The organism is Akkermansia massiliensis (assembly GCF_023516715.1).
Classification (GTDB): Bacteria; Verrucomicrobiota; Verrucomicrobiia; order Verrucomicrobiales; family Akkermansiaceae; genus Akkermansia; species Akkermansia massiliensis.
The window spans coordinates 1,164,449-1,180,037 of sequence record NZ_JAMGSI010000001.1 but is presented as its reverse complement, the minus strand read 5'-3'; the positions used below and the strand labels follow the sequence as shown (position 1 = coordinate 1,180,037).

Below are 15,589 nucleotides of genomic sequence, written 5' to 3'. Positions count from 1 at the left end.
TTGGAATTACTTTGTTTATGATTTATCATCAATGACAGCCGGATCACCACTTCTGCCTCTGAGCTGATTGGATGCACAATGTCTTGCACAAGGAATCTATGGGGGTTGTCTGCTCAGGCACTCCTGCCGATGTGGATCGCAGTAAATCATACGGGCGCAGCCTGGAAGAGAAAAAAATCCGAAAGGCGGGGATATACTGCTCCGAAGATGTTCGGAACAGGCAGATGCGGATTCCATTTTCCATCCCTGGTTGAATGCCTTGCCATGATCAACTGTTGACCCAGTATTGTTCCGGATCTTCCGCTACTCTGAGGGCTCCCTCATCCTCGGAAGAATCATTCAAATAACTCTTTTTTCCGACATCCATAATGTTGTCTGCCCACAGCTCACACTGTCTCATGACGGTTTGAAGAGCCTTCGGCACATCATCAGGCGGGTAGTTGTACTTCTTCAAAAGGCGTTTGATCATGATGCGCATTTTTGCCCGCGCCTGGGTGCGCTTTTGCCAGTCGATGGTGCTGTTTCTGCGCAGAGCCTCTGTCAATTCCCTGCTCATGGCGATCAGCTCGTCATTTTTATAAAAATCCTTAACGGCCTGCGGCCTGTTCAGCGCATCGTAAAAAGCCTCTTCTTCAGAGGAAAGGCCATTATTTTTACCTTCCTTGTGGGCTTCCGCTATCTGTTTAGCGAGTTTCAGCATCTCCGCGATGACTTCTTCATTAGTAATTAAGCCGTTGATGTAGGAATTAATCAACCGCTGCATCTTCTCGCTAAATTTTTCCGACTTGACGATGTTGGTCCTCTTGTAAATGGAGACCTGCTCAAGAATCAGCTTTTTAAGCAATTCCAGAGCAAGGTTCTTTTCTTTCATCCTCGCAATTTCCTCCAGAAACGTTTGGTCAAAAAGTGAAAACTCCCTGGAAACGTCGGAGAATAGATTGATGACGCCTTCGCTCCGGATGCTTTGTTTTAACAGCGCGTTAATTCTGTCGTTCATCTCCTTCAGGGAGATTTTCTTCCCGGCGCCCGCGTTTCTGAGCCTTTGCACCAGGACCCGGACGGACTCAAAGAAGGCTGCTTCGAACCGGTCGGCTTCCTGGGCAATGGAAGCGCACAGGGACAGGGCCTGGCGCAGCATCAGCGCTTCCTTGAGGAAACATTCCTGTTTCTTTTCCTTATCCCTGCCAATGATAAAATTAACTGCTCCGCTGATACATCTGGCCCGTTCAAGATCAGTACCCGTCGTGAATCCGGAATAGTCAAATCCATGGAACAAATCCCGGCAGATGCTGAGTTTTTCCAGAAACTTGGGATGGGCCGCTTTGGCCACGTCGGTATCTCCGTAGTTGGCTTTATCCCGGCCCGTATAGTCGTTCATCGCCTGTTTCAGGGCGGAAGCGATGCCCACATAATCCACCACCAACCCCCCTTCCTTGTCGCCGAACACGCGGTTGACGCGGGCAATGGCTTGCATGAGGTTATGGCCGCTCATCGGCTTGTAGACATACATGGTCGCCAGGGAGGGTACGTCAAACCCGGTCAGCCACATATCTACCACAATGGCAATTTTCATCGGGCTGTCATTATCCTTGAACTCCCTGGCCAATTCATTCCTGCAGCTCTTGTTGCCGATGATTTCCCTCCATTCTTCCGGATCATTATTTCCGGAAGTCATCACCACCTTTGCCTTTTCTTTCCATCCCGGGCGCAATTCCAGCATGCGCCGGTAAATTTTCATGGCGATGGGGCGGGAATAAGCCACAATCATGGCCTTGCCCGTCAGCAGGCCTTCCCGGTAATGCTCATAGTGGTCCAGAATGTCGTGGACAAGGGAATTAATGGTGTTGTCATTGCCCAGAATGGCTTCCATTTGCCCCAGCTGCCGCTTGCTGCGTTCAATCACGTCCGGGTCGGCGTTGGCGGCCATGAGCTCGTATTCGTCATCAATCCGCTTCAGGGTTTCCTGATCCAGATTCAGTTTGATCACCCGGCTTTCATAGTAAACCGGGCGGGTGGCTCCGTCCTCAACCGCCTGAGTCATGTCGTAGACGTCAATGTAGTCCCCGAACACTTCACGGGTGCTTCTGTCTTTGGTGGAGACGGGAGTTCCCGTAAAGCCGATATAGGTGGCGTTCGGCAGGCTGTTGCGGATCATGCGCGCCGTGCCGACAACTCTTTTGGCAATTTTCTCTCCTTCTTCATTTGTGGAGATTCTGATCTTTTCCGCCAGTCCGTATTGCCCCCGGTGGGCCTCATCCGCCATGACGATGATGTTTCTGCGTTCGGAAAGAGCCTCATGGGATTCCTCAAACTTCTGCATGGTGGTGAAGAAAATCCCGTTGGCTTTCCTCCCGTGTAAAAGTTTTTTCAGGTGTTCCCTGCTTTCTGCCCGGATGGGTTCCTGCCTCAGGAAGCCCTTGCATTTGGCGAATTGCCCGTATAACTGGTCGTCCAGGTCGTTCCTGTCGGTAAGCACAACGATGGTCGGGCTTTCCAGAGCCTCTTGCAGGAGGTGGGCGTAAAAAACCATGGACAGTGATTTGCCGCTCCCCTGCGTATGCCAGAACACCCCGCCCTTGCCGTCGGTAAGAGTGGCGTTCCGGGTAGATTCAATGGCTTTTTTAACGGCAAAATACTGATGGTAGCCCGCCAGTATTTTAATGGCCTCTTTTCCGTTATTGGAAAAACAGATAAAGTTTTTAAGAATATCCAGCAGGCGTTGTTTTTGGAACAGTCCCTCGAAGAAGGTGTCAAATTGGGCGAACCTAGTATTTTCATAACTGCCGTCGACCGTTTTCCATTCCATGAAACGGTCTTCTCCGGAGGTAATGGTTCCGGCCTTGGAAGTCATTTGGTCGCTCATCACGCAAATGACATTGTAAACGAATATGGAAGGGATTTCCTTCATGTAATTGCGGAGCTGCCGGTAGGCTTCGGAAGCGTCCGTCTCTTCCCGGGAAGGAGATTTCAACTCAACAAGCACGACAGGCAAGCCGTTCAGGAACAGAATCATGTCCGGCCTCTTGCAGCTGTTTTCCATGAATGTCCATTGATTGGCCACGACAAAGGAATTATTGGCCGGATTGTTGTAATCCGCCAGGTAGACAATGTCGGAACGGAGTTCGCCCTTGTCGCGGTATTGTACGGAAATTCCATTTTGCAGATAGTTCATAAACACGGCATTTCGCTGTACAAGCTCTCCATTATCAATGTTTTTTAATTTGTTGAGCGCTTCCGTCACAGCCTCTTTCGGCAAAGCGGGGTTTAAGTGGAAAATGGCGCTTTTCAATTCATCTTCATAAAAGGGAAGGTGATAGTCGCGCTCCACGTCGGGGCCGTAAACGTGGGTGTAGCCCATGTTCTGGAATAGTTCCACTACAGACTTTTCATAGCTGTCTTCCGTGTATGCTCCTGCCATCTGAATGCGTGCTTCAAGGTTGATGATGAATGTAATTATACAACCCTCTGTTGAAAATCAATCATTTTGTGATGGGAAGGGATATTGAAATATCGGTTGTTATGATGTTGATATGTTGTTAAACAAATTGAGACGAGAATAGGCTAAATAGGCAATCATTGATCCGGCTAAATGATAATTTAGTAGCTTAGATCTTGATGGAGGAAACATTAATCTCGCCGGACATCAAACGGGGCAGGAGATAATCTCTAAGGGCTTGCAGGCGATAGTTTTCTTGGACGCGTTGCTCTATTGCGTGGTTTATTGTAGAAAAGGTGTCGATGATTTCACATTTATCAAGTTCTCTCGGAGCCAAAAATGAGAAATTCTCAAGATTCCCTTTCGTAATAAACCTAATTACAGAACCTCTTGCCGCACTCGTAATCTCAGCGAGATTGTATTTGACGGCATAGTAGAGCCAACTGGTATACCTTGGATTATACGGAATAAGAACATATGTCCTTTGATACGCTTCAAATTTACCGTTATACCATTTGACATTAAAGTCACCATTCCCGGCAACCAATATGGCATTTCCTTCAAAGGAGTAATTATCAGTCCACGCTATGTTTTGAGAGCAACTGAAGAACGGGTATTGGCCTTTATCCGATGATACATTGGCATTTTTCTTACCCGTAATTACAGGCAAGAAATCTACCAAACGATATTCCTTCCATGTTGATGGAACCATGCCATTGAATGGCTCATAGTCGATAAACCAGGATTTGAATATAGCCTGCGCTTGCTTCTCTAAATTATCATTTATGCGGTTGTTTAATTCGATTTTATCATCCAATGCCCGAAGGATGCTTCCTATTTTCTGTTGTTCTTCCAATGGAGGAACTGCAACTTCGATCCTTTCAATAACATTGATTTGTGCTCTTTGTCGGCCAGACGAACCAACCATTGACTTAACAGCAGGTTCTCTTACCATTGGACTGCAAACCAAATAATAAAGAAAGTCTGCATTGGTCATATTCTTTTTTGCTCTGAAAACGATGTATTCTGTTGATCCAAAGCCCACTTCGTCATCATCCAAAATTGAGACTTGAGCCCGTTTCCCGTTTTCAAGGCAAGGTGTAATTCGAGCCATGATAGTATCTCCATTGCGAAATTTTGTACCACCAGTGAAGGCCGCTATCTCATATCCCGGAATATCACGACAAAATGGCTGTAACTTTTCCATACTGATTTTCTTAGCCATCCTGTCTTTTTTTATACTCTCTTTGGGATTGAATTCGGCAATATCAGAGAGCTTTTTTAATGTCCATTTATATTTCATACCCGATAGCCTTCAATCGTTCCTTAATTTCTGTTTCCAGTTTGTGGGATTTCTTGAACAGTCCGGACAGTTCGGAAGTCAAATGGGCCATTTTTTCTTCAAATGGTTCTCCGTCGTCTTCCTGTTCCTCAATTCCGACGTAGCGGCCGGGGGTGAGAACGTAGTCCTGTCGTTTGATGGTTTCCAGATCTGCGATGGCGCAGAATCCCCTGACCTCCGCCAGGGCTCCTTTCTGGAAGGATTCAAAGGCATCGGCCAGTTTCCGGATATCTTCCTCTGAAAAGTCGCGGTGCTTGCGGGTGACCATGGTTCCCATTTTCCGGGCGTCAATGAACAGCGTTTTGCCTTTTTGCCGCTTGTTCTTGCTGATGAACCAGAGGGTTACGGGAATGGTTACGCTGTAGAAGAGGTTGGGGGGCAGGGCGACGATGCCTTCCACCAAATCCGCCTCAATGATGTTTTTGCGGATTTCCCCCTCGCCGGAAGACTGGGTGGACAGGGAACCGTTGGCCAGCACCAGCCCGATTTTCCCATCCGGGGCAAGGTGGTGGATCATGTGCTGGATCCAGGCGTAGTTGGCGTTGCCCGCGGGGGGGATGCCGTATTTCCAGCGGACATCATTCCGCAGCTGGGATTGTCCCCAGTTGGAGAGGTTGAAGGGAGGGTTGGCCATGATGAAGTCCGCCTTAAGGGAAGGATGCAGGTCTTTGAAGAAGGTGTCCGCCTGGTGGGGGCCGAAGTCGGCTTCAATCCCCCGGATGGCCATGTTGATTTTTGCCATTTTCCAGGTATCCGCATTGCTTTCCTGCCCGTAAACAGCGATGCCGTCTTTCCGCCCGCTGTGCGCCTGAAGGAATTTGACGCTCTGCACGAACATGCCTCCGGAGCCGCAGCACGGGTCGTAAATCCGGCAGTTGTCAAAGGGTTTCAAGATGGCGACGATGGTTTTGACGATGCTAGCGGGGGTATAGAATTCGCCGCCTTTCACGCCTTCATAGGCGGCGAACTGAGCGATGCAGTATTCATAGGTCCTGCCTAGCAGGTCTTTCCCCACCTCAGCATCCCCCATGTCCATATTGGTGAAGATGTCCACGACGTTGCCCAGCACCCGTTTGTCCATATCCGGGCTGGCGTAGTTTTTGGGAAGGACATTTTTCAGGCTCCTGTTTTCGGTTTCGATGGCAAGCATGGCTTCATCAATGACCTTGCCGATTTCTTCCGTGTGCGCTGCCGCGGCCACGGCGGACCAGCGCGCTTTTTCCGGGACAAAGAAGATGTTTTCCGCTAGATATTCGTCACGGTCGTTTTCAAAGCCTTCCCCTTCCGCCAGGAGCGCCTGGAATTTCCGTTCAAAGGCGCAGGAGATGTAGCGCAGGAAAATCAGGCCGACGATGACTTTACGATAGTCTGCGGCGGGGATGTGCCCCCACAGTTCGCAGGCGGCGTTCCATATTTGTTTTTCAAAGCCAATGTTGGCGTTATTCTTTTCAGCCATTGCAGTTGTGGTTTACGAAGAGGAAGTTTAGGGAGGATGGCGGAGCACGTCAAGATCAGACCATGGAGCTGATCATGAAGGAAACTCCCGCCAATTTTCAGAATCATCTTGGACAACTTCAAACAGGTGTGAATCAGAAAAAACAAGGTGCTAGTATGGTGCTAGTTGAGCAATTTCGAGAAAGAAAAACGCCCCGAAATGCTTGATTCCGAGGCGTTTATGAAGATGGTACGCGGTACTGGTTTCGAACCAGTGACCCCATGCGTGTGAAGCATGTGCTCTACCACTGAGCTAACCGCGCATTTGCAGTGCGGGTGGGAATATATCGTTCATGCAGGGGATTGGCAAGGAGTTTTTTGAAGGCAGGTGAAAAAGAGGGAATACTTTCCTTCCGTCAAGATTCCCGGATTCATTCCTCCTGACTGATGTGCGGCTTTGTCCGGATTCCGTTCCGGAAAGTGGGAAGGTGGCTCAATTCCGGCTTGTACAGCATCAACCGTCTTCCTACACTCCGGGCATGAGTTGCACAAGCCCTCCCAGAGCATGGGCCCAGGTTGATACCAATGCGTTGAGGCACAATTTGAACGTCGTCCGCCGCGTGATGCCGGACCACGGCCTGATGGCCATTGTGAAGGCGGAGGCCTACGGGCACGGACTGGAAGGGGTAGTGAAGGCTCTGGATGGTGAAGACTGCGCTTTTTTCGGCGTTGCCACGGTGGCGGAGGCTGGCCGGGTGAGGGATGCTGGGGTGAAGACATGCCCGTTCATTCTCGGTCCCTGTTTTGCCGGAGAACGGGAGGAGATTGTGCAGAACGGCTGGCGAGCCGCCCTTTCCAGCGTGGAGGAGGCGGAACATTTCAATTCCCTGGGCGCCCTTTACAACAAGCCCGTCCATGTCCATCTGGGCGTGGATACCGGGATGGGCCGCAGCGGCTTTCTTCCCAGTGAATTGCACGGCCTGACGGAAAAGCTCAAGCAGTTCAGCCATCTGGATCTGGAGGGCGTGTTTTCCCACCTGTCCGCGGCTTCCGACGATATTTCCTTCACGCACGGGCAGATCAGCGGCTTTGCGGAGGCCGTGAACGAACTTTCCCTGGGGCACCAGTACAAGTTCCGGCACCTGTGCAGCAGCGCGGCCGTGTTCAATTACAAGGTTCCCTGCGCCAACATGGTGAGGCTGGGCAGAATCCTGTACGGGTATTCCCCCATGCCGTCCCCGTACAACAAGGAGCTGCGGCCCACGATGACCCTGTACAGCCGCATTACCCTGATACGCACGCTGCCGGGCAACCACGGGGTTTCCTACAACCACTGCTATATGACGAAGGGGAGCACGAAGGTGGCTACCATCGGCATCGGCTATGCGGACGGCTACCTCCAGTATCTTTCCAACCAGGGAGCGCGCGTGTATATCAACGGACAGTACTGCCCGGTTCTGGGCCGTGTGACGATGGACCAGATTATGGTGGACGTCACCTACATGGACCAGGTGGAGACCGGGGACCTGGTAGAGATCATGGGCCCTAATGTAAGCTGGGAGGAGCTGACGCGCCGCGCCAGTACCATCCCCAGCAACGTGCTGACCAGCATCAGTGCCCGCGTGCCGCGGATTTACGTGTAAGGGGACGCGGGCTGTTTCGCGCTCGTTTGTTTTTTTGACGGGATGGCAGGCACCGAAGCCGCAAAGCTGCGGTGAACCGGTGTTTCCGCTATCGCCTTTAAAGGCGGTGACTCTTCCGGGAGTGAGGGAGTTGTTCCCCTCATGGGTGTTTTTCCTAAGCGGAACAGAGGCTTTTTGTTGGGGTATGCTGTCCGCCGGCCGGAGAAAATTTCCTTGGCTGCGCTCTGGATGGATTTTTAGTTATGAAGGGCGGGGAGGCCGTCATCCCCAGGCTGCCGGAACCGTAAATTCATGGTTAATCAGCATTTCCGCCATACCTCTTAGCAGCCGGAATTTTCTTGAAATTGGAGGTTTTACTTCTGGGAGCGCCTTTTCCAATAGGTAACGGATGCGACGTTTTTCCGCGCTTTTACCGCTGGCGCACCTTGTTCCAGTCCTCCGGCTCCAGGGAGCAGGGGTCCGGGGCTACCCAGTGGCCCGGCTCTATTTCCACGGGGGTGAGGTCCGCACCCACTGTTTCCGGATAGGAGGGGTGCTGGATGCGGTGGCCGAAGGCGGAGCCGAGCGGCGGATTGATGGGGGAGGGTACGTCACCGGGCAGGGGCTGGTGCTTGTTGGCCCTGGCGGGGTCCGGTTCCGGGATGGCGTCCAGCAGCGCCTTGGTATAGGCATGCTTGGGAGACCGGTAAATGGTTTCCGCGTCAGACATTTCCACGATTTTACCGAGGTACATGACCGCTACGCGGTCGGAGATGTGCTTGACCACCGCCAGGTCATGGGCAATGAAGAGGTAGGAGAGCTTGCGTTCCTCCTGGAGTTCCAGCAGCAGGTTGAGCACCTGGGACTGGACGGATACGTCCAGCGCGGAGACGGGTTCGTCCAGAATGATGAGGCTGGGGTTCAGCGTGAGGGCGCGCGCGATGCCGATGCGCTGGCGCTGGCCCCCGGAGAATTCAAAGGGGAAGCGGTCAATGGCGCTGTCCGGCATTCCTACGCGGTCCAGCAGGCCACGCACCCATTCCCGGCGCGCGGCGGGTGTGCCCATGCGGTGGATGACGAAGGGTTCCGCCACAATCTGGCCGATGGATTGGCGCTGGTTGAGGGATTCCGCCGGGTCCTGGAAGACCATCTGGATGTGCGGGCGCAGGGGGCGCATTTTCCGCTGGGAGAGTGTGGCGATGTTTTTTCCGTTGAACTGGATGGAGCCACCCGTAGGTTTCAGCAGGCGTACGATGCTTTTCCCGATGGTGGATTTGCCGCAGCCGGATTCTCCCACCAGCCCCAGGGTTTCTCCGGGGTAGATGCTGAAGGAGACGTCGTCCACCGCCTTGACCCAGCCCGCCTGCCGCAGGAATATCCCGGAGCGGACGGGGAAGTACATTTTCAGGTTGTTGACTTGCAAGATTGGTTCCGGCATGGCAGAGAAGGGGAAAAAGGTTAAAGATTGGCGCAGCGGGGGCAGGCTTCCACAAAGTGGTCCGGGGATACTTCCACGAGGGGCGGGCGTTCCGTGAGTTCTTCCACAGGCACGCCCTGGCGCTGGCAGAAGCGGCAGCCGGGCACGAAGTCCGCAATGGAGGCCACCTGGCCGGGGATAGTGGGCAGCTTGGTCTTGCGCACGGAGCTCAGCTGCGGGATGGAGGCCAGCAGTCCCTTGGTGTAGGCGTGGCGCGGGTTGGCAAAGAGTTCCCCCACCGGTGCTTTTTCCACCACGCGGCCGGCGTACATGACTACGACGGAGTCACAGCTTTGCGCAATGACACCCAGGTCATGCGTGATGAGGATGGAGGAGGAGCCCATTTCCGCCTGGAGGTCCTTGAGCAGGGAGAGAATTTGCGCCTGTACGGTGACGTCCAGCGCCGTGGTGGGTTCATCCGCAATGATGAGTTCCGGATGACAGGCCAGGGCGATGGCGATGACGACGCGCTGGCGCATGCCTCCGGAGAGCTGGTGCGGGAATTCGTCCACGCGTTGTTCCGGGGCAGGAATGCGGACACGCTGCAAGAGCTGGATGGCGGCGTCCCGGGCTTCCCTGGCGTTCATTCCCCGGTGGAGCATCAGGGATTCCCCGATCTGCCTGCCGATGCTGTGCACGGGATTGAGCGCCGTCATGGGTTCCTGGAAGATGACGCCGATGTGGCGGCCGCGGATGCCGTGCATGTCCGTTTCTTTTGCCTGAACCAGGTCACGGCCCTTGAAGAGTATTTGCCCGTCCAGGATTTTTCCCATGGGCTGGGGCAGCAGGCGCACGATGGACATGGCCGTGACACTCTTGCCGCAGCCGGATTCTCCCACGATGCCCACGCAGGTTCCCTTGGGTACGGTGAAGCTGACGCCGTCCACCGCTTTCAGCAGGCCGGATTCCGTCTCGAATCCGGTGACCAGGTTCTTGATTTCCAACAGGGGTTCGCTCACTTGTTATTTCTCCGTTTTAGAGGGTTCCAGGGGGGCGCCGTTTTCCGGGATGACAGGCACGGACGGCAGTTTTCCGCTTCCTTCCTTGTTGTCCAGGCTGTCGATGGAGTCCATGTAGCGGTACTGGTCGTACACGGCGTCCACTTCCTCAAAGGTTTTTCCTTCACGCTTGGCTTCCATCGTCTCCTTCTTGATGTCGTTGTCCACCCAGTACAGGTAGCTTTCCATCGGGTCAAATACGACGGGATGGCAGAATTGCGTGGTGGCGCTGTTTGGCCACCTGACCCAGCGCCAGTAGCCCAGCCTGACGAATTCCGTGGTCCAGGCCGGAACCCACAGGGCTTCATCATGAATTTTCTGCTGTACCTTCCACGTGGCTTTTTGCAGTTCGTCTTCCGTAGCGGCGTTCGTTTCAGCGTCCAGCAGCTTGTCCATCTCCTTGTCTGCGTAGGCGCAGATGTTGTTGGTGTAGGTGATGAGGCTGCCGCGTTCGTCATAGGCGTAACGGGAATGGAAGCCTTGCTCGTTCATCGGATGGGGCGGGGTGAAGCCCCACGCCATGAAGGAGGCCTGAACGCGCTTTTCCATGATCTTGCGGAAGGCTACGGTGGAGTCCAGCGGGTCCAGCTGGATTTCCAGGCCGCATTTGCGGGCGTCTTCCTTCAGCTTGCCCAGCGTGGAGGCCAGGGAGGGGGAGGAGTTGGGGAAGGTGATGGCGGCGGTGAGCCGGGTGCCGTCCGGCTTGCGGAGGATTCCGTCCGGGCACGGGATGGTGTATCCGGCTTTGGCGAAGCAGGCGCGGGCCTGTTCCGGAGAGTAGGGGCGCGCCTTGATGTAGGAGTTGGTGAATTTGCCGAAGCCGGAGTTGTAGGAGTTGAGCCGCTGGTAGTCTCCGCGGAAGGTGATGTCAATGATGTTCTGGATGTTCAGGGCGTACTGGAAGCCCAGGCGCACGTCCAGGTTATTGAAGGGGGATTTGGAGGTGTTCAGGAAGAGGCCGTACGGAGGCCGGGGATAAATGGTGTAAAACGTGCTGCGGTTGATGTAGCCGTTGTGGACTTCCGGAATTTCCATGCGTTCGTGCCACAGCTCCGGCTTGGTGATGTTCATCACGTCCAGCTCGCCGATGCGGAAGAGCTCAATGGCCTTGGACGGTTCCGCGATGAAGTTGTACACGATCTGGTCCACGTTATACATGTACTTCGTGAACTTTTTGTCCCTGGCCCACCAGTCCGGCACGCGCTGGAGCGTTACCTGGCGGCCGCGGATGATGCCGTCCGGCTTGACCACGTAGGCGCCCGTGGTGGGCGGCACGCGCCACTGGTAGCGTTCCACGTAACTGGGGCCGAATTCGCAGTAGAAGTGCGGCGGGGACGGGATGAACAGCGTGCAGTAGTACGGGAGCAGAGGCTTGGCGAAGGGGAGGGTGATGGAGAAGCGGCTGTCGTCGTAGATGGTGATGTTGGACGCATTCTGGTAAAAGAAGTTGTTGTAGAAGACGTCCCGGCTGTATTCCGAGGTGCGGATGTACATGTTCACCAGCAGGTCAATGGCCTTTACCTTGGCCCCGTCCGTGTAGCGGGCGTCCGGGTCCAGCTCAAAGTAAACGGTGCGCCTGTCCGCGGTTTCCGCCCATTTATGGGCGATGCCGGGGATGATTTTCCCGGTGACCGGATGGATGGAGACGAGGCCGATGATGATTTCATCATACAGGGGGCCGCGGAAGCCGCTGTTGCTGTTCGGGCCGTTGGGGCGGAATGTGTCCGGATAGGACCCCGGAGCCCACTGGCGCAGCACGCCGCCTTTTTTGGCGTTCGGATCGCCTATTTCCGGATTGTCCAGCCCGTCTTCCCATTTAAGGTCCTGGGGGATGTCTGCCGGAGTCTTGAACTTGATGTAGTCTCCTTCCGTCTGCCTGCGGTGGATGACGGAGAGGGCCGCTTCATCCGCAATGAGCTTGCTTTGCAGCTTTTCCCTGATTTTGGGGTCTTCCTCCTTGAAGAATTGATCACGAAGGTTCTTGATTTCCTTCTGCTTGGCGGCTTCTTCCCTTGCCAGGCGGTCATTGACCTGCTTGTTCCACCGTTCCGGGAAGGAGTCAAACCCCGGAGGAAGCGTGCCGAATGGCACGTTAGGCTGCCAGCCCACCCCCTGGGATTGGGAGGAATCCTTGCAGCCGGTGCCGGCTGCCAGCAGGAGGGACAGCGTCACGGAAGAAAGGAGGGTGCGGAGGATGGAGGACAGCTTGAGCATGGGTATGTGGAGGAACGGATGTCTTTTGTTATTTATAGGTGGTGAATTTCTTGGGGTCGAAGGCCTCGCGGATGGCTTCCCCGATGAAGGTGACGAGCAGGAGCGTGATCACCAGGGCGGCGAAGGCGGAGGTGACCACCCAGCTTGCGGAGAGGTCCGCCAGGCCGTCATTGAGCAGGCGCCCCCAGCTGGCGTACGTATCCGGCAGGCCAAAGCCCAGGTAGTCCAGGGAAGCCAGGGCCAGGATCAGGGCGGAGACACTGAATGGAACCAGCGTGACCAGAATGGCCACCAGGTTCGGGAGGATGTGGATGAAGAGGATGCGGCTGGTGGAGGCCCCCAGCACACGGGCGGCCGCCACGTAGTCCCGCGCCTTTTCCTTCATGGTGGAGGTCCTGAGCTGGTAGGTCATGGACATCCACCCGAACATGATGAGCAGGCTGATGATCAGGAACATGCCCTTCATCTGAAGCGGCACCATGTCTGAAATGATCATGATGATGAACAGGAAGGGAACCTGGGAGAAGATTTCAATGAGGCGCTGCATGCCGAGGTCAAACATGCCGCCGAAGTACCCCATCATCATTCCGAAGGTGATGCCGATGAAGTACACGATGGGGAGATAGAAGATGGCGGCTTTCATGTTCACCTGGAGCCCGCCGTACAGGTACGCCAGGATGTCCGCGCCCTGGGTGTTGGTGCCCAGCAGGTGGCCTCCCTTGAGGGGAGGGGCCGGGTGGTAGAAGATGCGGCTGATTTTGTTTTCATCCGTCTGTTTCAGGAAGTCCTCCTTGGTGCCGGGGCCGCTGTAGTGCTCCGCCACGATCCGGTTGTTTTCATACGTGGCGCTGTACACCTCCGTCCGGTCTTCCAGCCAGCCGGTGGCGCGGTCCACCTTTTTTCCCTTGCGGAATTTGTAGCTGACGTGGGGGAGCGCTTCTTCATCCTTGTGCAGCCGGGAGGCCAGGCCGGAGTACGGTTTGCCGCTGGATTCGCACACCAGGCCGTCTTCATTCACCGTCAGGGCCTCGGAACCGGGATTGGTGGAATCCCCCGTGGGATCGTACGGAACCAGGGGCATGATGACCAGGGAAGGCTTGCCGGGCTGTCCGGCCTGCTTTTTCAGTTCGCGGTAATTAGCTTCCGCATCCGCAAAGTCCCCGGTCTGGCCAAAGGTGGAACCCTGGTACACCTTGCGCATGATGGCGGGGAAGTACCAGGAACCGTCCTGGACCACAAGGAGCGCCCGCTTGCCCACCAGGCACTGGTCCATGCAGGCCAGCAGCGTCAGCACCAGCAGGATGATCAGGGAGATGTAGCCGCGGGAGATGCTTTTAAAGCGCTGGATGCGGCGCCTGGTGATGGGCGTGGGGTTAAACCGGCGCGGGCCTTTCAGCATGATCCAGAAGCCGACCCCGGCCATGACCAGCACGCAGGCCCAGCCGAACCACAGGAATTTTCCCTGCGGCGTCAGGATGCCGCCGTTGTTCTGGTCCGTGCAGACGATGTTGAGCATGCTCATTTCCCGTGAGACGGTAAAGGGCCAGCTCAGTGTGGGCAGGAGCAGGCCGCACAGCTCTCCCACGGCGGTGAGGACCGCCAGAATGACCAGAAGGTATGCCAGTTTTCTAACCATGTGTGTTATTCAAATTTAATGCGGGGGTCCACGGCGGCCACGATGATGTCTGAAAGCAGGTTGCCCAGCACCATCAGGAAGGAGGTAAGCAGCAGCGTGCCCATGATCAGGGCGTAGTCCTTGTCCATCAGGGCCTGGTAGCTCAACATGCCGAAGCCCTGGATATCAAAGACCTTCTCCACCAGCATGGAGCCGGCCACGATGAGGCTGATGAGGCTGCCCAGCGTGGAGGCGATCGGGATGAAGGAGTTGCGGAAGGCGTGCTTGATGACGGCGCCCTTGAAGCTCACGCCCTTGGCCATGGCCGTCCTGATGTAGTCGGAGGAGAGGTTGTCCATCAGGTTGTTCTTCATCATCATGGTGGTGATGGCGAAGGAGCTGACCACGTAGCAGATGAGCGGGAGCACCGTATGGTGCAGCAGGTCCCCGGCCTGTCCCCAGAAGCCCATGTCCGCAAAGTCCGGAGAGGTCAGGCCGCAGAGCGGGAACCATTCCAGCCGCGCGCCCAGATATACCACCAGCACGGCGCCCAGGGCGAATCCGGGGACGGAGTACCCCAGGAAGATCAGGACGGAGGAGATGTTGTCCACCAGGCTCTTGTGCCGGATGGCCTTCACCACCCCCAGGGGAATGCAGACGGAGTACGTGATGATAGCGCTCAGGATGCCGAAGTACAGGGAAACGGGAATGCGCTCCTTGATCATGTCCCACACCGGCTCGTTATATTTAAAGGAATTGCCCATGGTGCCCTGAAGCAGGCCGTCAAAGCTGGTCTTGTACATCACGGCGCGCCACGCGTAGCTCTTCGCCTTGTCCTGGACGGCTGCCGTATTGTCCGTCTGCCTCATGCGGCGCGCCCAGCGTTCCGCCCGGTCCAGGGGGGATTCAATGTCCACGGTCCAGCCTTCCGTGGCGGCTTTCCGGGACGGCGTGCCGGAAAAAAAGGCATCCTTCACGCTCCCGGAATTTTTGTCCGGACGGACTACGACGACCTGTTCCCCGGTTTCATTCAGGTTGATCCGGGTGTGCGTATCGGAAATGCCGGAATATTCATCCTCCTTGTCGGACGGTTCCATGCCGCCGATGTCTCCGAACTCCTCACGGGAGATGAAAATCTTTTTCGGAAGCACTCCCAGCCATTGCAGATAGGCGGTAATGATGGGCTCCTGGAGGCTGTACTGTTCTTCCAGCCGCTCCATATCCGCTTCACTCAGGTTATTGTCTCCGCGCTGGGAGCCCGCTTTCTGGCCGGACAGGGCGCTCATGCTCTGCTGCTGCATCATCTGCTCAATGGGACCTCCCGGGACAAAGCGGGTTATGCAAAAGACGAGGAACGTGACCCCCAGGAGCGTCAGGGGCATGAGAAGGAGTCGTCTGATGATATAGGTCTTCATTCGTCGCGCAGAACTCTACTGGTTTGTGGCAGGCGA

General features: G+C 55.2%; 9 protein-coding genes and 1 tRNA gene. 1 reads left to right on the top strand and 9 read right to left on the bottom strand.

All coding sequences use genetic code 11. The features are described from left to right. Positions 1–268: 268 nt before the first annotated feature. From M8N44_RS05060 to M8N44_RS05045, 4 genes are all read right to left on the bottom strand, one after another. Positions 269–3,418, bottom strand: coding sequence for a type I restriction endonuclease subunit R (locus M8N44_RS05060; RefSeq protein ID WP_102728169.1), 3,150 nt, complete (start codon positions 3,416–3,418; stop codon positions 269–271). 187 nt (positions 3,419–3,605) lie between these two features. After that, positions 3,606–4,739, bottom strand: a complete 1,134-nt coding sequence (locus M8N44_RS05055) for a restriction endonuclease subunit S (RefSeq protein WP_102728170.1) — start codon at positions 4,737–4,739, stop codon at positions 3,606–3,608. Continuing rightward, positions 4,729–6,234 (bottom strand): type I restriction-modification system subunit M, encoded by a 1,506-nt coding sequence (locus M8N44_RS05050; RefSeq protein ID WP_102728171.1) that lies wholly within the window; start codon positions 6,232–6,234, stop codon positions 4,729–4,731. The genes M8N44_RS05055 and M8N44_RS05050 overlap by 11 nt, the downstream gene beginning before the upstream one ends. Before the next feature lie 226 nt (positions 6,235–6,460). Beyond that, a tRNA-Val gene (locus M8N44_RS05045) sits at positions 6,461–6,535 on the bottom strand. A 216-nt stretch (positions 6,536–6,751) separates the two neighbouring features. Here M8N44_RS05045 and alr point away from each other — a divergent pair. After that, positions 6,752–7,855 carry an alanine racemase gene (gene alr / locus M8N44_RS05040; RefSeq protein WP_102728173.1) on the top strand — a complete coding sequence of 368 codons (1,104 nt, stop codon included), beginning with the start codon at positions 6,752–6,754 and terminating at the stop codon, positions 7,853–7,855. 409 nt (positions 7,856–8,264) lie between these two features. On the opposite strand, the gene M8N44_RS05035 is transcribed toward alr, so the two are convergent. Genes M8N44_RS05035 through M8N44_RS05015 form a run of 5 tightly spaced genes read right to left on the bottom strand, consistent with a single transcriptional unit; the run spans position 8,265 to position 15,553 of the window. Beyond that, a complete protein-coding gene (locus tag M8N44_RS05035) occupies positions 8,265–9,272 on the bottom strand; it encodes an ABC transporter ATP-binding protein (RefSeq protein WP_102728174.1) in 1,008 nt (335 codons plus the stop codon). 20 nt (positions 9,273–9,292) lie between these two features. Then, positions 9,293–10,270: an ABC transporter ATP-binding protein gene (locus tag M8N44_RS05030; protein ID WP_102728175.1), complete on the bottom strand. Its 978-nt coding sequence runs from the start codon at positions 10,268–10,270 to the stop codon at positions 9,293–9,295. A gap of 3 nt (positions 10,271–10,273) precedes the next feature. Continuing rightward, positions 10,274–12,523: an extracellular solute-binding protein gene (locus M8N44_RS05025; RefSeq protein WP_102728176.1), complete on the bottom strand. Its 2,250-nt coding sequence runs from the start codon at positions 12,521–12,523 to the stop codon at positions 10,274–10,276. 28 nt (positions 12,524–12,551) lie between these two features. Then, the gene (locus M8N44_RS05020) at positions 12,552–14,159 is read right to left on the bottom strand and encodes an ABC transporter permease subunit (protein WP_102728177.1); all 1,608 of its coding nucleotides are present in this window, start codon (positions 14,157–14,159) and stop codon (positions 12,552–12,554) included. Positions 14,160–14,164: 5 nt separating this feature from the next. After that, positions 14,165–15,553, bottom strand: a complete 1,389-nt coding sequence (locus M8N44_RS05015) for an ABC transporter permease (protein WP_102728178.1) — start codon at positions 15,551–15,553, stop codon at positions 14,165–14,167. Positions 15,554–15,589 lie beyond the last annotated feature (36 nt).